Origin of the sequence: Streptomyces kunmingensis (assembly GCF_039533535.1) — a bacterium.
Lineage (GTDB): Bacteria > Actinomycetota > Actinomycetes > Streptomycetales > Streptomycetaceae > Streptomyces > Streptomyces kunmingensis.
In genome coordinates this window covers 124,331-142,107 of the sequence record NZ_BAAATS010000006.1, presented here as the reverse complement: position 1 = coordinate 142,107, position 17,777 = coordinate 124,331, and the positions used below count along the sequence as shown (strand labels likewise).

Below are 17,777 nucleotides of genomic sequence, written 5' to 3'. Positions count from 1 at the left end.
CCCGGCAAAGAGATCAGCAGACCTTGCGGGCGAACTCCAGGGAAGCGGTGAAGATCTCCTCCACCCCGTCCTCGTCGAGGCCGATCCAGCCGTGGTTCGCGCCGGGCACCGTCCGCAGCCCGGCCGGCGCTCCGGCCGCCCGCAGCGCCGCCGCCAGGTCCTGACCGTGCCCGCAGGGCACCATCACGTCGTCCTCTCCGTGCACGATCAGGAACGGCGGAGCGTCCGCGTGCGCCTGTCGCACAGGAGACGCGGCGGCGGCGAGTTCGGGAACCGTCACGGGTGCCGCGCCGAGCAGCAGCGCCTCCATGGTCGCCGGACTCGCGGGGTCGAACGGCGGCCGCGGCGTCTCCAGATCCGCGGGCCCGTACCAGACGACGGCCCCCGCGAGCGGCGGCTCCGTGTGCTTGAGCGCGAGCAGCGAGGCCAGGTGGCCGCCGGCGGACTCGCCCCACACCACGGTGCGCCCGGTGTCGATGCCGAGCTCGTCCGCGCGGACCCCGAGCCAGCGCAGCGCGGCCCGCAGATCCTCCAGCGGCGCCGGGAACGTGGCCTCGGCGCTGAGCCGGTAGTCGACACAGGCGACGGCGAAGCCGGCCGCGGCGATCCGCTCGAACGGTCCCGGCTGCCAGGCCCGGGTGCGTGCGCCCATGTCGTCGCGGCGCCCGCGCCGCCACGCCCCGCCGTGCGCGAACAGGACCAGGGGAGCGGGGAGTCCGGCCCCCGGCGCGGGCAGCCAGAGGTCGAGCTCCAGGGGCCGGCCGCCCTCCACGACGCCGTACGGGACGCCCCGCAGCATCCGGACCCCGCCCGCGCGCCCGGCGGCGGGCGGCAGCGGTGCGACGTCCGGGTGCGGGGCGGCGATCAGCCCCAGCAGCTCGGCCGGTGTCATGCGGTCCTCCACTCCTGGTCGGGCAGGAAGCGGACATCGTACTTCTGGGGCACCGTGCCGAATTTGTGCGGCTCGGGGACGAACGGCCGGTGCGGCAGGCCGTGCTCCTCGGCCGGGGTGCCCAGGTTCTCGAAGAACCGCTCGAAGGTGGAGCCGGGCCCGGCCGCGACGCCGACGATCTGCGTGTGGTGGCGCTCCATGCGGTAGGCGTGCGGACAGTTCTTCGGTACGAAGCCGAAGTCGCCCGGCGTCAGCAGGCGCTCCGTCTGCTCGCCCGCGGTGTCCTCGACGAACAGCCGGACCGCGCCCTGCGTCACGTAGAAGACCTCGTAGGTGTCGGCGTGCAGGTGCGCCGGGATGATGTCGCCCTTGGGGCCCTCGCAGGTGAAGAAGTTGAAGGTGTTCTCGGTCTGCTCGCCGCCCGCGTAGACGGTGATCAGGTCGCCGAACAGATGGGCCCGGTCGCCCTCGCCCTTCTCGATGAAGTACGGCTTGCCCGGTTCGGGCGGGATGCGGGACGTACCCCGGTAGCGTGTCGCGAACTCCATGGTCATGACGTGCTCGCCTTCCTCGGTCTTCGGTCGGAGATATCTGTCAGGCCGCCTGACGGATAATGTCAGGTAGCCTGACATGCGAGGCGGGGGGGCGGGCAAGTGTCCTGACCGAGGCCGTGGGCGAGAGCGCGAGGAAAGCGATGACCGGGACCCGACGAGATCTGCCGCAGCTGCTGGGCGAGGCCAGGCGCTGGTTCGAGGAAGGGATGCTCGCGGCCCTGGAGAGCGAGGGCGTGGCGCCGGTGACGCCGCCGCAGGTGCAGCTGTTCGCCGCGCTCGACGAGGACGGCACCACCGTGGCGGAGCTGGCCCGGCGGATGGGCGTGACGCGGCAGACCGTGCATCAGGCCGTGCACGCACTGGTGGGGGCCGGGCTGCTGGAACAGATCCCGGACCCCTCGTCGGCGCGGCAGCGGCTGATCCGCCGCACCGCCGAGGGGCGGCACGCCCATGAGCGGGCGCGCCGCGCCCTGGAGCGCCTGGAGGGCCGGCTCGCCGAGCGCATCGGTGAGCGGGCGGTCGCGGCGCTGCGGTCCGCGCTGGAGGCGCCGTGGGGCGAACCGCCCACCGCGCCGACAGCGGGGGTTCAAAGACCGGCTGTCAGTCCTCGACCGCGTCCGTGACCTTGCCCAGGTCCACGAACTTGAAGTTCGTGGAGGGGCGCTCGGAGTCGCCGGGTGCGTCGTGCCCGTCCTGGACGACCAGGAGGCCGTGCGGGTAGCGGCGGCCCAGCGGCGCGTTCAGCGCGGCCGCGCCGTCGCACTCCTCGGACCCGTCGAGCGCCGCCGAGGCCGGGGCGATGCGGAAGCCGCCCTCGTACTCGTTGTCGTCGGACACCTCGCGGTCGTACGCGGCGAAGGTGTTGTCGCCCTGGCTGGAGGCGAGCAGCAGCCCGTCGCCGTCCTTCTCCGTGACCAGGGTCAGGCCCTCGACGTCCGCGGTGAGGTGCTCGCCGCCGAAGCCGGGGTCGGCGCCCGCGACGCACTCCTCGGTCGCCTCGTCATAGGTGCCGGGCACCCCGTACTCCCGCACGGTGTCGACCAGTTCCGGCGTGCCCGTGAGGTCGGCGCGCAGCCGCCAGATGCCGACGTCCTCCTGGCCCGCGTACAGCGTGCCGTCGGCCGGGTCCACCACCATCCCTTCCACCTGCGGGAGTTCACCCGGCTCCGCGCACGGCGACCATGAAGTCCCGTTCGGCAGACGGAAGGTGGCGGGCAGGTCGAGGGTGCGCACGGGGCGGTAGCCGATGGTGCCGTCGCGCTGGGCGGTCAGTTCCAGCAGGGCGAGGCGGGTGCGCTCCCGCCGGCTGACGAGCGCGTAGGAGCGGCCGGTCGTCCGGTCGGTCCAGGTGGCCAGGCCGTAGGCGGTGCGCTGTTCGTTGACCTCTTCCTGTGATGCGGAGAAGATCCTCGGCGCCTTCGGGTCGGTGACGTCCTTCAGCGGGCCGCCGGGGCGGTCGCGGTCGATGCGGTAGACGCGCAGCCGGTCGCTGCCGCGGTCCGTGGTGACGGCGAGGTCGGAGGCGGACAGGCGGGCGCTGCGCACCAGGTCGACGTTGTTGAAGCGGCCGGGCGCGTCGTCCGGGCCCGGGGCGGCGGGCGCGGGCACCGACTGCACCTCGCGTGCGTCCAGGTCGTACACGCGCAGCCCGCCCTGCTTGGCGGTGGCGATCACGAGGCTGCGGTCCGGGTCGGCGCCGTTGCGCCAGATCGCGGGGTCGTCCGCGTCGGCGTCGCCTCCCGCCGCGTCGTCGTGCAGCGCGGCGGTCTCCGCGCGCGGGGTCACGGCGGGCAGCGGGGCGGCGGCCTGCACGGGGGCCGGGGCCGCGACGGCGAGCGCGGCGACGGTGGCGGCGAGGACCGCCAGGGGCGTCCGGGCGATGACCACGAAAGGGCTCCTTCATGTCGGGAACATGACGGCAGCATCGTGTGATCTTGGCGTGAGGCGGAAGGGGTCGATGCGTGAACCGGGCCCGTCCGTGGCGTGAACTCGCGGTGGGCGGACGGTAGTTGTCCGCCGAGCCCGCGCAGCCTGCCGACGCGGCCGCGGGCGGCCGAACCGGCGGCCCCGGCAGCCTCCGGGCGCCGGCCCCGGATCCGAGCGGCCCGCGTTCGGGGCTCCGGGCCCGTAAATCCTGCGAACAAAATCGTTGACAATCTTGTTGGCCTAGATTTAGCGTCGACAGGCACTCACTCAGGGAGGGCAGATGCCGAAGGAAGCCCGTCCAGGCTCCGGAGAGCAGGCCAAGCAGTACGCGCTGGAGCGGCTCAGGCAGGCGATTCTGCGCGGCGAGATGTCACCGGCCCAGCGGCTGGTGGAGAACGAACTCGCCGAGCAGTACGACGTCACTCGCGCGAGCATCCGGGCAGCACTGCTCGACCTCGCCGCCGAGGGGCTGGTCGAGCGGATCCGCAACCGCGGATCGCGAGTGCGCGTGGTCACGGTCGAGGAGGCCGTGGAGATCACGGAGTGCCGGATGGCGCTCGAAGGGCTGTGCGCGGCCAGGGCGGCAGTGGACGCCACGGACGCGCAGCTCGACGAGCTGACCGCATTGGGCAAGGCCATGTCCGAGGCGGTCGCCGCCGGTGATCCGCTCTCCTACTCCGAGCTCAACCACGAACTGCACGCCCGTATCCGGGACATCTCCGGCCAGCAGACGGCCGTCGGTCTCCTGGAGCGGCTCAACGCCCAACTGGTGCGCCACCGCTTCCAGTTGGCGCTGCGCCCGGGGCGTCCGCAGCAGTCCCTGAGCGAGCACCTGGCCGTGATCGAGGCGATCCGCGCCAGGGACCCGCAGGCGGCCGAACGGGCCGTCCGCGCCCACCTCGGCAGCGTGATCGACGCCTTGCGCGCCGGCTGACGCCGCCCGGGGCGGGCGCACCCCCGCAGTCAAGGAGACGCAGCATGACAGAAGGCAGCGCGCCCGCCGCCCCACCACGATCGACACTGGTGATCACCGCCCACGCCGGGGACTTCGTGTGGCGGGCCGGTGGTGCCATCGCCCTGGCCGCTTCCCGGGGCGAGCAGGTCACCATCGCCTGCCTCACGTTCGGCGAGCGCGGCGAGTCCGCGAAGGCCTGGCGCGAGGGCAGGAAGCTCGACGAGATCAAGGCGCTACGCCGTGACGAGGCCGAGCGAGCGGCTGCCGAACTCGGCGCCGCGGTCCGCTTCTTCGACGCCGGCGACTACCCGCTCGTGGCCACGGCCGAGCTGACCGACCAGCTCGTCACGGTCTACCGCGAGACCCAGCCCGACGTCGTCCTCACGCACCCCGTCGAGGACCCGTACAACGGCGACCATCCGGCCGCCAACCGGATGGCCCTGGAGGCCCGCGTCCTCGCGCAGGCCATCGGCTATCCCGGCGAGGGCGAGATCATCGGCGCCCCGCCCGTCTTCTACTTCGAGCCGCACCAGCCGGAGATGAGCGGCTTCAAGCCCGAGGTCCTGCTCGACATCACCGAGGTGTGGGACACCAAGCGCCGCGCGATGGAGCGCCTGGCCGCGCAGCGGCACCTGTGGGACTACTACACCGATCTGGCCGTGCGCCGCGGCGTCCAGCTCAAGCGGAACGCAGGCCCGAACCTCGGCCTCGCCCACAAGACCATGGCCGAGGCGTACATGCGCCCGTACCCGCAGATCGCGAAGGAGCTCGCCTGATGCCCGGCGTCATCGTCACCAATCCGCCCAAGGCCGCCCCGAAGGACGTCGAGGCGCTCGCCGGGTTCGGCGTCGCCACCGTGCACGAGGCGAGGGGCCGCACCGGGCTGCTCGGCCACCACCTGCGCGCCAACCAGCAGGACGCGCGCGTCGCGGGCACCGCCGTCACCGTGCTGTCCTGGCCCGGTGACAACCTCATGATCCATGCGGCGGTCGAGCAGTGCGGCGAGGGCGACCTCCTCGTCGTCACGACCACCTCGCCGTCGACGGACGGCATGTTCGGCGAACTGTTCGCGACGGCTCTCAAGCAGCGCGGTGTACGCGGCATCGTCACGAACGCCGGTATCCGCGACACCTCCGAACTGCGGGAGATGGGCTTCCCCGCCTGGTCGGCCGCCGTCTCCGCGCAGGGCACCGTCAAGGCGACCGGCGGCAGCGTCAACGTCCCCGTCGTGATCGGCGGCGAGATCGTCCGCCCCGGTGACGTGATCATCGCCGACGACGACGGTGTCGTGGTCGTACCCCGCGAGGAAGCGGCCGAGACCGCCCGGAAGTCCCAGGCCCGCGAGGACAAGGAAGCCGCCACCCGCGCCGCGTTCCTGGAGGGCCAGCTCGGCCTCGACCGCTACGGACTGCGTCCCACTCTCGAGCGGCTCGGCGTCGTGTACCGCACGTACGAGGAGCACACCGGAGCCGGCTCATGACGGTGTCCGCGCAGGAGGTGCGCTGCCTGCTGATGCGCGGTGGCACCTCCAAGGGCGCCTACTTCCTCGCCGGGGACCTGCCCGCCGAACCAGCTGCCCGCGACGACCTGTTGCTGCGGGTCATGGGCAGCCCCGACCCGCGCCAGATCGACGGCCTGGGCGGGGCGCACCCCCTCACCAGCAAGGTCGCGGTCGTCTCGTCCTCCGCGGACCCCGAAGCCGATGTCGACTACCTCTTCCTCCAAGTAGGCGTCGACAAGCCCGAGGTGTCGGACCGTCAGAATTGCGGCAACCTCCTCGCCGGAGTCGGACCGTTCGCCGTCGAACGCGGACTGGTCGCCCCCGGCCCGCGAGAGACCGCCGTCCGTATCCGCATGGTCAACTCCGGGGACCTCGCCACGGCCACGTTCCCGACCCCGGGCGGGCGCGTCGAGTACGCCGGGAACGCGGAGATCTCCGGCGTTCCCGGCACTGCGGCCCCCGTCGTCATCGAATTCCCGCCCGGCAGCGCCCCGTTGCTGCCCACCGGCCACGTCCGCGACACCGTCGCCGGGATCGAGGTGACCTGCGTGGACAACGGGATGCCGACCGTCCTGATCCCCGCCGAGTCCCTGGAGGTGACCGGCTACGAGGATCCGAAGGAGTTGGAGGAGAACCCCGAGCTGGCGGCCCGACTCCACGAACTGAGGCTGGCAGCAGGGGAGTTGATGGGCCTGGGCGACGTCTCGGCGACCACCGTGCCCAAACTGACCCTGCTCGCCCCGCCCCGGCACGGCGGCGCGGTCGCCACCCGCACCTTCATCCCCGTACGCTGCCACACCTCGATCGGCGTCCTGGGCGCCGCGAGCGTCGCCGCGGGGCTGCGGATCGAGGGCAGCGTGGGCGCGCCCCTCGCGGCGCCGCCCGGCGACGGCGACCGGCTCCGCATCGAGCACCCCACCGGCTTCACCGACATCGAGAGCAGTCTCACCACCGGTCCGGACGGGCTGCCCCGCGCCCGTCGCACCGCCGTGGTCCGCACCGCCCGCAAGATCTTCGACGGCACCGTCTTCCCCCGGCCGGCCGCCGCTTCCCCCCTGCCCGCACCCCCTTCAGGAGGCCCCCGATGACTCCGCCCCTCGGCGACATCGCGCACGTCGGCCACGCCCAGCTGTTCACCCCCGACCTGGACGCCAGCGTCGCCTTCTTCACCGACTTCCTGGGCCTCACCGTCAACGGTGAGGACGGGGACACGGTCTACCTGCGGACCTTCGACGACTACGAACACCACAGCCTCGTCCTCACCGCCCGCGAGCAGCCCGGACTCGGCCGCCTCGCCCTGCGCACCTCCAGTGAAGAGGCGCTCCAGCGCCGGGTGAAGGCCGTCGAGGAGGCGGGCGGCAGCGGCACCTGGGTCGAGGACGAACCCGGCATCGGCAAGCTGTACGTCACCACCGACCCGGACGGCCACGAGCACGCCCTGTACTGGGAGAGCGAGCACCACCGGGCCCCCGACGCGCTGAAGCCCGCCCTCAAGAACCAGCCGCAGGCCAAGCCCAACCGGGGTGTCGGCGTCCGCCGCCTGGACCACGTCAACTTCCTGGCCGCCGACGTCCTCGCCAACGCCGAGTTCCAGCAGGACGTGCTCGGAGCCCGGCCCACCGAGCAGATCCGGCTCGACACCGGCCGGGTCGCGGCCCGCTGGCTGACCTTCACGAACAAGTCGTACGACGTCGTCTACACCGAGGACTGGACCGGCAGCGAGGGCCGCCTGCACCACATCGCCTTCGCGACCGACACCCGCGAGGACATCCTGCGCGCCGCCGACCTCGCCATCGACACCGGCGTCTTCATCGAGACGGGCCCGCACAAGCACGCCATCCAGCAGACGTTCTTCCTCTACGTCTACGAGCCCGGCGGCAACCGCATCGAGCTGTGCAACCCGGTCACCCGGCTCGTCCTCGCGCCCGACTGGCCGCTCATCACCTGGACCGAGGCGGAACGCGCGAAGGGGCAGGCCTGGGGGCTGAAGACGATCCAGTCGTTCCACACGCACGGGACACCGCCCGTCCAGGCCTGAGCTGCGCTTTTCCGGCCCCGGGGACCATCATGTGCCGCCGGGGCCGAATTGTTTCCTCAGATTGTCAACAAAAGTGTTGACGACTGCTCCGGTCACTTCTTAACGTGCCGTCCACGCCCCCCGCACGCGCACGTCCCCGCCGTCCCCACGAGAGGAAACAACGATGTCCTCCTCCGCCACCCCGCCGACCGCGCGCCGCGGCACCGCAATGGCCAGACTGGTCTTCGCCCTGTGCTGGCTCGCCGTGCTCTTCGACGGCCTCGACATGTTCATCTACGGCTCCGTGCTGCCGCACATGCTCGAGACGAAGGCGCTCGGCCTCGACCCGGACCAGGCCGGAGACCTCGGCAGCTACGCCACCTTCGGCATGCTGATAGGCGCCCTCACCGCGGGTACGGTCTGCGACCGCATCGGCCGCAAGAAGATGATGATCGGCTGCGTCACCGTCTTCTCGCTGGCCTCCGGGCTGTGCGCGCTCGCACCGAACGTCGCCACCTTCGGCCTCGGCCGCACCCTCGCCGGCCTCGGCCTCGGCGGTCTGCTGCCCACCGCGATCACGATGGTCTCCGACTACGCCCCGCGCGGACGCGGCGCGCTCGTCGTCGGCGGCCTGATGACCGCGCACCACGCGGGCGGCATCCTCTCCGCGTACGTGGCCACATGGGTGGTCGAACCCCTCGGCTGGCGGGCCGCGTTCTGGTTCTGCGTCATCCCGCTGCTGTTCGTGCCGGTCATCGCCAAGGTCATGCCGGAGTCCCTGAGCTTCCTCATCGCCAGGGGCCGCACCGAAGAAGCCCGGCGGCTCTCCACCACGTACGACGTGGAACTGCCCGCCGTGAAGGCGCGGCGCCCGGACGGCACCGGCCGCTGGGACGCGCTGACCGACCTGTTCCGCGCGAACCAGTGGATCCAGACCCTGCTGTACTGGCTCGCCTCCTTCGGCGGCCTGCTCCTCGTCTACGGAGTCGCGACCTGGCTGCCCACCCTGATGCGCGCGGAGGGCTACGACCTGGGCTCCTCCCTGCAGTTCGTCGTCGTCTTCAACCTCGGCGGCATCCTCGGCATGCTGGTCGCGGGCCGCGCCGCCGACCGCTTCGGCGCCCCGCGCATCTCCGCGGTCTGGTTCCTGCTCACGGCGGTCAGCGTCTACCTGCTGAGCATCCACATGGCGCTCGCGCTCACCTTCGTGGTGGTCTTCCTCGCGGGTGTCTTCCTCAACAGCGCTCAGGTCATGATCTACGCGACGGTCTCGATCCGCTCCGACCCCGAGAGCCGGGCCACCGCGGTCGGCTGGACCTCCGGCATGGGCCGCTTCGGCGCCGTGTTCGGCCCCTGGCTCGGCGGCCAGCTCCTCGCCTCCGGCAACGGCGACTGGGGCTTCACCGCCTTCGCCCTGACCGGCCTCTTCTCGATGGTCTTCATCGGTATCGCGTCCGTGCGCAAGGCCCAGCAGGCGTCGCCCCGGTCCACGGGCCTGTCGGTGCCCGCCGCGCACTGACCCCACAAGCCGGTGTGGCCCGGCCCCACAGAGGGGACCGGGCCACAACGTGCCTTTCGTTCACGTGAGTTGGGCTCGCTCAGTGCCGCGCGGCCGCCTGCCCCCGCAGTACCGTCGCCGAGACGAGCGCGCCGAGTGCGCACAGCACACCCGTGACCAGGACAGCGGTGTGCACGCCTGACATGAACGCCGCGTGGCTGCCCTCGGTCACCGCCGCCCGCAGCTGGGCCGGCATCGCGTCGGAGACGGGCGCCGCGCCCATCGCCACGGCGTCCTTCGCTTCGGCGAGACGGCCGACGGTCTGCTCCGGGACGCCGGCCGAGGTCAGCTCGGAGCCGAGGGTCGAGCCGACCCGGCTGCCGATCAGCGACACCAGTACGGACGTGCCGAGGGCGCCGCCCACCTGGAGCGCGGTGGCCTGCAACCCGCCGGCCACTCCGGCGTCCTCGACCGGCGCGTTGCCCACGATCGCGGCGGACGACGCGGACATCACCATGCCGACACCCAGGCCGAGCGCGACGAACGGCGGCCACAGCGCCCCGTACCCGGACTCCGCCGACCAGGTGAGCATCAGGAACGACGCCGCGCCCTGGAGCACCATGCCGAGCGGCATCGTCAGGCGCGGCCCGAACCGGTCGGTCAGCGCCGCCCCCAGCGGCGACGCGACGACGGACGCGAGGCTCAGCGGCAGCGTGCGGACACCGGCCTCGACGGGGGAGAACCCGCGCACGTTCTGCAGGTACAGCATCACGAAGAAGATGCCGCCGAGCAGGACGAAGAAGTTCAGCGCGGTGACGACGGTGCCGACCGTCACCGCGGGGCTGCGGAACAGCCGCATCGGCAGCAGCGGGTGGGCGGCGACGCGGGACTCGTACCAGCAGAACAGGACGAGCAGCACGAGACCCGCGATGATCGCGCCCAGCGTGCCGGCCGAACTCCAGCCCCACGTCTCGCCCTTGACCACGCCGAACACCACGACGAGCATGCCGAGCGCGAGCAGTACGACACCGGGAACGTCGAACTTCTCGTCGGCCGCCGCCGCGTTCTTGCTCTGCGGCAGCACCAGCGCGCTGACGACGAGGGCGATGATGCCGACGGGGGCGTTGATGTAGAAGACGGACTCCCAGTTGACGTGCTCGACGAGCAGTCCACCGACGATGGGGCCGAGCGCGGTGGACACCGAGGACACCATTGCCCAGATGCCGACCGCCATACCGAACTTGCGCGGCGGGAAGACGGCGCGCAGCAGGCCGAGCGTGTTCGGCATCAGCAGCGCGCCGAAGAAACCCTGCACGGCGCGGAACGCGATGACGAGCTCGATGGAACCGGACAGTCCGATGGCCACCGAGGCGAGGGTGAAGCCCGTGACGCCGACCAGGTAGACGGTGCGCCGCCCGAACCGGTCGCCGAGCTTGCCGCCCAGGATCAGGGCGGCGGCGAGCGCCAGCAGATAGGAGTTGGTCACCCACTGCAGGCCCGCGGTGGAGGCGTCGAAGGCGCGGCCGATCGCGGGGTTCGCGATGGAGACGACCGAACCGTCGAGCCCGACCATGAACAGGCCGAAGGCGACGGCGATCAGCGTCAGCCAGGGATTGGCGCGTCGCCCCGAGGGCGCGGCGTCCGGTGGAGCGGACACCCGGGCAGGGGAGGGGGCGACAGAGGGGGAGGACATACGTGTGCCTTGTCTGGGACGAATGCGAACAGGAGAAGGGAGCACGAAAGAGCCCCGCTCCGGTGGACGGAAGCAGGGCGAGGAGCGCGGCGGACCGGCCGGGCGTCAGCCCGCGGTCGGCCGCAGCCGGGCGTCGAGCGAGTTCAGTGCGCCCAGGGCGGAGCCGAGCGCGTCCAGCTCGCCGCCCGTCAGGTGCCGCAGCGCCTCGGCGAGGTGACGCCGGGCGATCCCCTCGGCCTCGGCGATGCGCTCCCGGGCCACGGCGGTGGCGTGCAGATGGGCCACGCGCCGGTCGGCGGTGTCGCAGCGGCGCGTCAGCAGCCCGGAGCGAGTGAGGTGCGAGACGAGCGCGCTGACGTTGTTCGGCTGCATCAGCAGCTCTCGCGCCGCCTCGCGCACGGTGATGCCGTCCCGGTCCGCCACCAGACGGAGCAGAGCGATCTGCGCCTCGGGCAGCCGGTCGTGCGGGAAGTCCCCGAGGATCCGGCGGTCGAGGGTCCGGTGCAGCGTCGGCAGGGACGCCGCGAGCGCGGAGGCTACGCGGTCGACGTCCTTGCGGGCGGCACGGGATGCGGGCATGACAACCACCATATGTATGAGGCAATAGGTATGTCAAAGCAGCTATCGAAACGCCTCTCACCTGCGGTTCCTGACCCGTGCTCACACCCGTGGCGGTATGCGCGGCTGCTCCCGGGGTTCTACACGCATCACACACGACTCCTCCCCGGGTATGACACGCCCCGTCCGCGACTACCGCGAACGTGGGTCCGTAGTCGGGCTCAGAGGCTTAGCCCGGGGCCCGTGGGAGCGGAGACGATGGAATCCGATCCTGCCGACCGTCCTGACGTGCGACGACGCACCGCCGGGTGGTCGCTCCTGCCCCACGACCCGACGGGAGCCCCTTTCGCCGTGGCTACGTTCCTGTACAAACTCGGACGGCTGTCCTTCCGGCGCCGCCGCTATGTGGCCCTGTTGTGGGTGCTGCTGCTCGGCGGGATCGGCTTCGCGTCGTCGGCCGCGCCGGCCCCGCCCGCCGACTCGTTCTCGATGCCGGGCACCGAGGCGCAGAAGGCCTTCGACCTGCTCGAGGAGAAGTTCCCCGCGGCCGGCGCCGAGGGCGCCACCGCCCGCGTCGTCATCCGCGCCCCGCAGGGCGAGAAGCTCACCGACCCGGCGCCCAAGGCCGACGTCCAGAAGCTGGTGACCGCGCTCGGCAAGGGCCCCCAGGTCTCCTCCGTCGCCGACCCGTACAAGGCGAACGCCGTCAGCAAGGACGGCACGACCGCCTACGCCTCCGTGTCGTACAAGGTCGCCTCGACCGAGCTCACCGACACGGCGCACGAAGCGCTCACCAAGGCCACCGACGACGCCCGCGCCGAGGGCTTCACCGTCGAGTCCGGCGGCGACGCCGTCGAGGCCGAACAGGAGATGGGCGGCAGCGCCGAGCTGATCGGCATCGCGATCTCCGCGGTCGTCCTGCTCATCACCTTCGGTTCGCTGGTCGCCGCGGGCATGCCGCTGCTCACCGCGATCATCGGCGTCGGCATCGGTGTCTCCGGCATCGCGGCGCTCGGCAGCGTCCTCGACCTCTCCAGCACCACGTCCACGCTGGCGACGATGATCGGCCTCGCGGTCGGCATCGACTACGCCCTGTTCATCGTGAGCCGCTACCGCGCCGAGATAGCCGACGGCCGCGAGCCCGAGGAGGCGGCGGGCCGCGCGACCGGCACGGCGGGTTCGGCGGTCGTCTTCGCCGGCCTCACCGTGATCGTCGCCCTCGCGGGCCTCTCCGTCGTGAACATCCCGATCCTGACGAAGATGGGCCTGGCCGCCGCGGCGACCGTGGCCATCTCCGTCGTCATCGCCCTCACCATGATCCCGGCCCTGCTCGGCTTCGCGGGCAAGAAGGTGCTGCGCCGCAAGGACCGCAAGGCGCCCGTCCCCACGCCCGGCGCCGCGGCGGGCAAACCGAACCTGGGCACCCGCTGGTCCCGCTTCGTGATGCGCCGCCCGCTCGGCGTCCTGCTGGTCGCCGTCCTCGGCCTCGGCGTGATCGCCGTCCCGGCCGCCAGCCTTGAACTCGGTCTGCCCGACGAGGGCACCTCGGCGCCCGACAGCACGCAGCGCAAGGCGTACGACATGCTGTCCGAGTCGTTCGGCGCCGGCTTCAACGGCCCGCTGATGGTGACCGTCGACGGCAAGGGCGCACAGGCCGCCGCGAAGTCGGTCGGTGACTCGCTCGCCAAGGTCGACGGCGTCGCCGCGGTCGCCCCGGCGCAGGTCAACGAGGCGGGCGACACCGCCATCATGTCGGTCGTCCCGACCACGGGCCCGAGCGACCACAAGACCGAGGAACTGGTCAGGACGATCCGCTCCGAGGCCGGGGCCTGGGAGGCGGACACCGACTCCGACGTCCTCGTCACCGGTCAGACGGCCATGACGATCGACTTCTCGCAGACCCTGAACGACGCGCTCGTGCCGTATCTGCTGCTGGTCGTCGGTCTGGCCTTCCTGCTCCTGATGCTGGTGTTCCGCTCGATCCTGGTCCCGCTGAAGGCGGCGCTCGGCTTCCTCCTGTCGGTGGCGGCGGCGCTCGGCGCCGTGGTCGCGGTCTTCCAGTGGGGCTGGCTCGCGGACCTCGTCGGCGTCGACCAGCCGGGCCCGATCATGTCGATGATGCCGATCTTCATGATCGGCGTGGTCTTCGGCCTGGCCATGGACTACGAGGTCTTCCTCGTGACGCGGATGCGGGAGGCCTACGTCCACGGGGCGCGGCCCGGCGAGGCCATCGTGACCGGGTTCCGGCACGGCGGCCGGGTCGTCGGCGCCGCGGCGATCATCATGATCAGCGTCTTCTCCGGCTTCATCATGGAGAACAACGACATGATCAAGATGATGGGCTTCGGTCTCGCCGTCGCCGTTCTCTTCGACGCGTTCGTGGTCCGCATGGCGATCGTGCCCGCGGTCATGGCGCTGCTCGGCAAGTCGGCCTGGTGGCTGCCCCGCTGGCTGGACAAGGCGCTGCCGAACGTCGACGTCGAGGGCGAGAAGCTGCAGAAGTCCCTGGCCACGGCCGCGCCCGCCGAGGACGACCGGGAGCTGGAGACCGTACGCGGCTGAAGCCCGTAGTCAGAGCCTGTCCTTCAGAAGGCGGCGGCCACGTCGAACACACCCGCACAGTGCCGTGGCCGCCGCCCAGGACGCACACGCCCGACGCTCGCCGGGGCGCATCCACGGACTCCAACTGCCGCGCCGGGCCCGGGGTGACGGGCAACCGGCGCGGCCACTCAAACGGTTGTGTGGTCGGTCAACAGTCCGATCCGGTGGGGGTCAGTCCGTGTAGACCTCGGCCCGGTCGACGCTGACGAACGCGGCCCCGGACGACCCGTTCCGCTCGCCCGTCACCCGGACCCGCAGCGTGTGCTTGCCGTTCGCCAGGCGCGGGCTGAGGTATTGGAGCGTCTCACCGGTCCGGATCGCGTTGTAGTAGTCCACGCGCTGCTCGGGGCCGCCGTCGACGCTGATCGCCGCGACGCCGTTGCCGGTGTCACGGACGGAGAGCAGCGCGATCCGGGTGCCGGTGAAGGTGTACGTCGCGGTGTTGCCCGCCTTGTCGCTCCAGTGGTCGTCGCTCCAGAAGCACTGGGCGCCGCAGCCCGACCCCGAGTTCCAGGTGCCGGTGTACGCGACCGAGCCGGCCCCGCTGGAGCGGCCGTCGTCGTTGATCCAGTAGTTGCCCGAGCCGGGGTCACCCGAGGGCAGGTCCTGGGTCGCGCCCATGGCGAGCGGCGTGCCGAGGTTCGGGCTGCCGTCCGCGTTCCAGCTGATCTTCTGGGCCCGGGTCGTTCGGTTGGTGTAGGTGTTCACCGAGGTGGTCTTGGCGTGGTAGATCAGCCAGTCCTGGGTGCCGTCGGGCGACTTGAAGAAGGCGTGGTGACCGGGGCCGAACACGCCGCGGGCGTCGGCGCGGGAGAAGACCGGGCCCGAGCGCTGGGTCCAGTTGCCGGGGACGAGCGGGTCGGCCCCGTTGGCGAGGGACATCTGCCAGACCTGGTAGTCGGGCTTGCCGGTGTCACAGGCCGAGTACGTCATCCAGGTACGGCCGTTGCGGTTGAGGAACTCGGGGCCCTCGCGAACCTCCGGGCAGCCCCCGGCGGCGTTGATCGCGACCGCGTTGCCCGAGACCGAGTACGGGTTCGACATCGGCGCGATGTTCAGCCCGTTGTGCTGGTAGGCGTTGATACCGCTGTACGCGAGGTAGAGGCGGCCGTTGTGCTGGAGGATGCCCGGGTCGATGGCGAAGTCGTCGGCGTGGTTGGGCGGGGCGAGCTTCGCCTTGAAGTGGTACGGGCCGGCCGGGTCGTCGCGCTCCGACTCCAGGACGTAGAGGCGGTGGTGGTCGTCCGTGCCGTCGTCGGCGGTGTAGTAGAGGTACCAGCGGTTGCCGAAGCGGTAGAACTCCGGCGCCCAGATGTGCTGGTTGCGGGAGGCGGTGGTGTCCGTCCACACCGTGACCGGGTCGGCGTCGAGGAGCGTGGCCAGGGACGGCGAGCGCCACATCTTGATGCTGTCGCCCTGGGTGGTGGTGAGGTGGTAGGCCCCGTTCGCATAGGCCAGATACGGGTCGGGTCCGGTGTTCAGCGGATTGCGGAAGGTGCCCGAGGCAGCCGCGGCGGGCGCCCGGCCCGCCGCTCCGGCCTGCGGTGCGCAGACCAGTCCGACGAGCAGGGCCAGGAGGGCGGTGACCAGAGCGGTACGGGGCCGGGTGCGCATGAGCGGCTCCTTACATCGATGTAAGTCTCACGGCTTCAGGACGGTAGGGAAGAGGCGGAGGAGTGTCAACGGGGCGGGTAGGGCGGGGAGTTGAGGAGCGCGTCACTGGCCGCCGAGGCCGGTGGTGGCCACGGACTTCACGATGTGCCGCTGGAAGAAGACGAACACCACGATGAGCGGCAGCGCGGCGAGCACCGCCGACGCCATCGACTGCGCGTACTGGATGCCGTACGCGTCCTTCACCGTGGTGATGCCGACGGGCAGGGTCATCAGGGACGGGTCGGAGGTGGAGATGAACGGCCAGAGGAAGTTGTTCCACGCGCCGATGAAGACGAAGATCGCCACGGCGGCGAGCATCGGCCGCGACAGCGGCAGCAGCACCGACCAGAAGATCCGCCAGTGCCCGGCGCCGTCGATCCGGGCGGCCTCCTCCAGCTCCTTCGGCAGGGAGTCGAAGTGCTTCTTCAGGATGAACACCATCACCGGGGCCACCGTCTGCGGCAGGATCACCGCCGCGTACGTGTCCAGCAGGTTCAACGTCAGCATCTGCTGGAACCACGGCACGATCAGGATCTGCGGCGGCACGAGGACGGCCGCGACGGTGAGGGTGAACAGCCAGCGCCGGCCGGCGAACAGGGTGCGGGAGAACGCGTAGCCGGCCATCGCGGAGACCAGCACCGTGATCACGGTGACGGCGGCCGAGATGAGCAGGCTGTTGAGCATCCACAGCGGCAGGTCGCCGCGCTCCCACACGGAGCTGAACCCGTCGAGCGTGAAGCCGTGCTTCGGCCACAGCCAGTGCAGCGGATCGCTCGCGTCCTGCTCGGACTTGAACGCGGTGAGCAGCGCCCACGCCATCGGCAGCAGCCACACCAGAGCGGCGACGCCGAGCACGACGAGGGCGAGCACGCGGGCCGTACGGCTCGCGCCGAGGGTCAGGTTCGTCTGGGACCGCTCGGGACGCCGCGGCCGTCTCGGCGGCGTCACGGGCCTCCGCACTTGTGGCGCGGGCTTGCTGCGGGCGGGTGCATCGGTGGAGGTCATGGTCACTTCTCCCGGCGGCGGAGGACGGCGAACTGGGCGGCGGAGGCGAGGACGACCAGGGCGAAGAAGATGTAGCTGATCGCCGAGGCGTAACCGAGCCGGTATCCGGTGAAGCCGACGTCGTAGATGTACTCGACCACGGGCCGCGTCGAGTTGTTCGGGCCGCCCTTGGTCAGCAGGTACACCTGGTCGAAGACCTTGAGGGACGCCAGGAGCTGCAACACCGTGATCACCACCGTGATCCGGCTGAGGCTCGGCAGCGTGATCGAGAACAGGCGCCGCCAGGCCCCGGCGCCGTCGATCGCCGCGGCCTCGTAGAGGTGGTCCGGGATTGACTGGAGCGCGGCCAGGTACAGCAGGAAGTTGAAGCCGACCGTCCACCACAGGGTCGTCAGCGCGATCGCCCACAGGGCCACCGACTCGTCGCTCAGCCAGGCGACTCCATCGAGGCCGAGCTTGTCGAGGAGATGGTTGTAGAGCCCGAGGTCGGGCTGGTACAGCCAGATCCACAGGAGGCTGACCACGCCGACGGGCAGCAGGTACGGCGCGAAGAACGCGAGCCGCCACACCCACTGGCCGGGCAGCCCGGTGTGCACGAGCAGGGCCATGCCGAGGGCCACCACGACCAGCGGGACGGTCGAGATGAGCGTGAACAGGACGGTGTGCCAGAGCGCCTTCCACATCTCGGCGTCCTGGAACGCCTCGGTGAAGTTGCCGACACCGATGAACGATGGCGCGTGCGCCGAAAGCGCCCGGTCCGTGAGGCTCATCCACAGCCCCTGGCCCAGCGGCCAGAGCAGGAACACCGCGAACAGGACGAGGAAGGGAAGTGCGAAGAGCAGGCCGGGTGAGAACAGCCGCCGCACCGACAGGGCCCCTGGCCGGGGCGAGGCGTGGGGAGAGGACATCGTTGTGCCTCCTAGA

The 17,777-nt window shown here is 71.4% G+C and carries 16 protein-coding genes; 8 read left to right on the top strand and 8 right to left on the bottom strand.

The features are described 5' to 3' along the window. Nucleotides 1–13: 13 nt before the first annotated feature. Together ABD366_RS08990 and ABD366_RS08985 are read right to left on the bottom strand one after the other, a co-directional pair. Nucleotides 14–892: an alpha/beta hydrolase gene (locus ABD366_RS08990; RefSeq protein WP_324774994.1), complete on the bottom strand. Its 879-nt coding sequence runs from the start codon at nt 890–892 to the stop codon at nt 14–16. Beyond that, complete coding sequence (locus ABD366_RS08985) at nt 889–1,446, bottom strand: quercetin 2,3-dioxygenase (RefSeq protein ID WP_324774992.1); 558 nt, start codon at nt 1,444–1,446, stop codon at nt 889–891. Before ABD366_RS08985 ends, ABD366_RS08990 begins: the two co-directional genes overlap by 4 nt. Before the next feature lie 140 nt (nt 1,447–1,586). On the opposite strand from ABD366_RS08985, the gene ABD366_RS08980 reads away from it, so the two are divergent. Beyond that, on the top strand, nt 1,587–2,069 hold the full coding sequence (locus ABD366_RS08980; RefSeq protein ID WP_344441430.1) for a MarR family winged helix-turn-helix transcriptional regulator: 483 nt from the start codon (nt 1,587–1,589) through the stop codon (nt 2,067–2,069). On the opposite strand, the gene ABD366_RS08975 is transcribed toward ABD366_RS08980, so the two are convergent. Next, nucleotides 2,047–3,333, bottom strand: coding sequence for a phytase (locus ABD366_RS08975; protein WP_344441428.1), 1,287 nt, complete (start codon nt 3,331–3,333; stop codon nt 2,047–2,049). The two genes, ABD366_RS08980 and ABD366_RS08975, sit on opposite strands and share 23 nt — an antisense overlap. Nucleotides 3,334–3,652: 319 nt before the next feature. Between ABD366_RS08975 and ABD366_RS08970 the strand changes: the two genes are divergently transcribed. The 6 genes from ABD366_RS08970 (at nt 3,653) to ABD366_RS08945 (ending at nt 9,364) form a co-directional block, all read left to right on the top strand. After that, a complete protein-coding gene (locus tag ABD366_RS08970; protein WP_324766454.1) occupies nt 3,653–4,306 on the top strand; it encodes a GntR family transcriptional regulator in 654 nt (217 codons plus the stop codon). A gap of 44 nt (nt 4,307–4,350) precedes the next feature. Continuing rightward, entirely contained in the window at nt 4,351–5,103 is a 753-nt protein-coding gene (locus tag ABD366_RS08965) for a PIG-L deacetylase family protein (RefSeq protein ID WP_324766453.1), read from the top strand. After that, nucleotides 5,103–5,807, top strand: coding sequence for a 4-carboxy-4-hydroxy-2-oxoadipate aldolase/oxaloacetate decarboxylase (locus ABD366_RS08960; protein WP_324766452.1), 705 nt, complete (start codon nt 5,103–5,105; stop codon nt 5,805–5,807). The genes ABD366_RS08965 and ABD366_RS08960 overlap by 1 nt, the downstream gene beginning before the upstream one ends. Next, the gene (locus tag ABD366_RS08955; RefSeq protein ID WP_324766451.1) at nt 5,804–6,916 is read left to right on the top strand and encodes a 4-oxalomesaconate tautomerase; all 1,113 of its coding nucleotides are present in this window, start codon (nt 5,804–5,806) and stop codon (nt 6,914–6,916) included. Before ABD366_RS08960 ends, ABD366_RS08955 begins: the two co-directional genes overlap by 4 nt. Beyond that, a complete protein-coding gene (locus tag ABD366_RS08950; protein WP_324766450.1) occupies nt 6,913–7,866 on the top strand; it encodes a catechol 2,3-dioxygenase in 954 nt (317 codons plus the stop codon). Before ABD366_RS08955 ends, ABD366_RS08950 begins: the two co-directional genes overlap by 4 nt. 163 nt (nt 7,867–8,029) lie before the next feature. Beyond that, on the top strand, nt 8,030–9,364 hold the full coding sequence (locus tag ABD366_RS08945) for an MFS transporter (RefSeq protein ID WP_324766449.1): 1,335 nt from the start codon (nt 8,030–8,032) through the stop codon (nt 9,362–9,364). A 79-nt stretch (nt 9,365–9,443) separates the two neighbouring features. Here ABD366_RS08945 and ABD366_RS08940 read toward each other — a convergent pair whose 3' ends face one another. Continuing rightward, nucleotides 9,444–11,036 (bottom strand): DHA2 family efflux MFS transporter permease subunit, encoded by a 1,593-nt coding sequence (locus tag ABD366_RS08940; RefSeq protein ID WP_324766448.1) that lies wholly within the window; start codon nt 11,034–11,036, stop codon nt 9,444–9,446. A 105-nt stretch (nt 11,037–11,141) separates the two neighbouring features. Further along, the gene (locus ABD366_RS08935) at nt 11,142–11,615 is read right to left on the bottom strand and encodes a MarR family winged helix-turn-helix transcriptional regulator (protein ID WP_324766447.1); all 474 of its coding nucleotides are present in this window, start codon (nt 11,613–11,615) and stop codon (nt 11,142–11,144) included. 330 nt (nt 11,616–11,945) lie between these two features. Here ABD366_RS08935 and ABD366_RS08930 point away from each other — a divergent pair, with 330 nt between their 5' ends. Continuing rightward, nucleotides 11,946–14,156: an MMPL family transporter gene (locus ABD366_RS08930; RefSeq protein ID WP_324766456.1), complete on the top strand. Its 2,211-nt coding sequence runs from the start codon at nt 11,946–11,948 to the stop codon at nt 14,154–14,156. Between the two features lie 210 nt (nt 14,157–14,366). Here the strand turns inward: ABD366_RS08930 and ABD366_RS08925 are convergent, their stop codons facing one another. The 3 genes from ABD366_RS08925 to ABD366_RS08915 all read right to left on the bottom strand — a co-directional run bounded on the left by ABD366_RS08925 (nt 14,367) and on the right by ABD366_RS08915 (nt 17,761). Further along, nucleotides 14,367–15,809: a glycoside hydrolase family 43 protein gene (locus ABD366_RS08925; RefSeq protein ID WP_324766446.1), complete on the bottom strand. Its 1,443-nt coding sequence runs from the start codon at nt 15,807–15,809 to the stop codon at nt 14,367–14,369. A gap of 102 nt (nt 15,810–15,911) precedes the next feature. Then, nucleotides 15,912–16,853 (bottom strand): carbohydrate ABC transporter permease, encoded by a 942-nt coding sequence (locus tag ABD366_RS08920; RefSeq protein ID WP_324766445.1) that lies wholly within the window; start codon nt 16,851–16,853, stop codon nt 15,912–15,914. Between the two features lie 2 nt (nt 16,854–16,855). After that, nucleotides 16,856–17,761: a carbohydrate ABC transporter permease gene (locus tag ABD366_RS08915; RefSeq protein WP_324766444.1), complete on the bottom strand. Its 906-nt coding sequence runs from the start codon at nt 17,759–17,761 to the stop codon at nt 16,856–16,858. Nucleotides 17,762–17,777 lie beyond the last annotated feature (16 nt).

What these genes read in the sequence shown, in the direction of transcription:
- ABD366_RS08990 (WP_324774994.1), bottom strand. Translation starts at nt 892, where the DNA reads ATGACACCGGCCGAGCTGCTGGGGCTGATCGCCGCCCCGCACCCGGAC.
- ABD366_RS08985 (WP_324774992.1), bottom strand. Translation starts at nt 1,446, where the DNA reads ATGACCATGGAGTTCGCGACACGCTACCGGGGTACGTCCCGCATCCCG.
- ABD366_RS08980 (WP_344441430.1), top strand. Translation starts at nt 1,587, where the DNA reads ATGACCGGGACCCGACGAGATCTGCCGCAGCTGCTGGGCGAGGCCAGG.
- ABD366_RS08970 (WP_324766454.1), top strand. Translation starts at nt 3,653, where the DNA reads ATGCCGAAGGAAGCCCGTCCAGGCTCCGGAGAGCAGGCCAAGCAGTAC.
- ABD366_RS08965 (WP_324766453.1), top strand. Translation starts at nt 4,351, where the DNA reads ATGACAGAAGGCAGCGCGCCCGCCGCCCCACCACGATCGACACTGGTG.
- ABD366_RS08960 (WP_324766452.1), top strand. Translation starts at nt 5,103, where the DNA reads ATGCCCGGCGTCATCGTCACCAATCCGCCCAAGGCCGCCCCGAAGGAC.
- ABD366_RS08955 (WP_324766451.1), top strand. Translation starts at nt 5,804, where the DNA reads ATGACGGTGTCCGCGCAGGAGGTGCGCTGCCTGCTGATGCGCGGTGGC.
- ABD366_RS08950 (WP_324766450.1), top strand. Translation starts at nt 6,913, where the DNA reads ATGACTCCGCCCCTCGGCGACATCGCGCACGTCGGCCACGCCCAGCTG.
- ABD366_RS08945 (WP_324766449.1), top strand. Translation starts at nt 8,030, where the DNA reads ATGTCCTCCTCCGCCACCCCGCCGACCGCGCGCCGCGGCACCGCAATG.
- ABD366_RS08940 (WP_324766448.1), bottom strand. Translation starts at nt 11,036, where the DNA reads ATGTCCTCCCCCTCTGTCGCCCCCTCCCCTGCCCGGGTGTCCGCTCCA.
- ABD366_RS08935 (WP_324766447.1), bottom strand. Translation starts at nt 11,615, where the DNA reads ATGCCCGCATCCCGTGCCGCCCGCAAGGACGTCGACCGCGTAGCCTCC.
- ABD366_RS08925 (WP_324766446.1), bottom strand. Translation starts at nt 15,809, where the DNA reads ATGCGCACCCGGCCCCGTACCGCTCTGGTCACCGCCCTCCTGGCCCTG.
- ABD366_RS08920 (WP_324766445.1), bottom strand. Translation starts at nt 16,853, where the DNA reads ATGACCTCCACCGATGCACCCGCCCGCAGCAAGCCCGCGCCACAAGTG.
- ABD366_RS08915 (WP_324766444.1), bottom strand. Translation starts at nt 17,761, where the DNA reads ATGTCCTCTCCCCACGCCTCGCCCCGGCCAGGGGCCCTGTCGGTGCGG.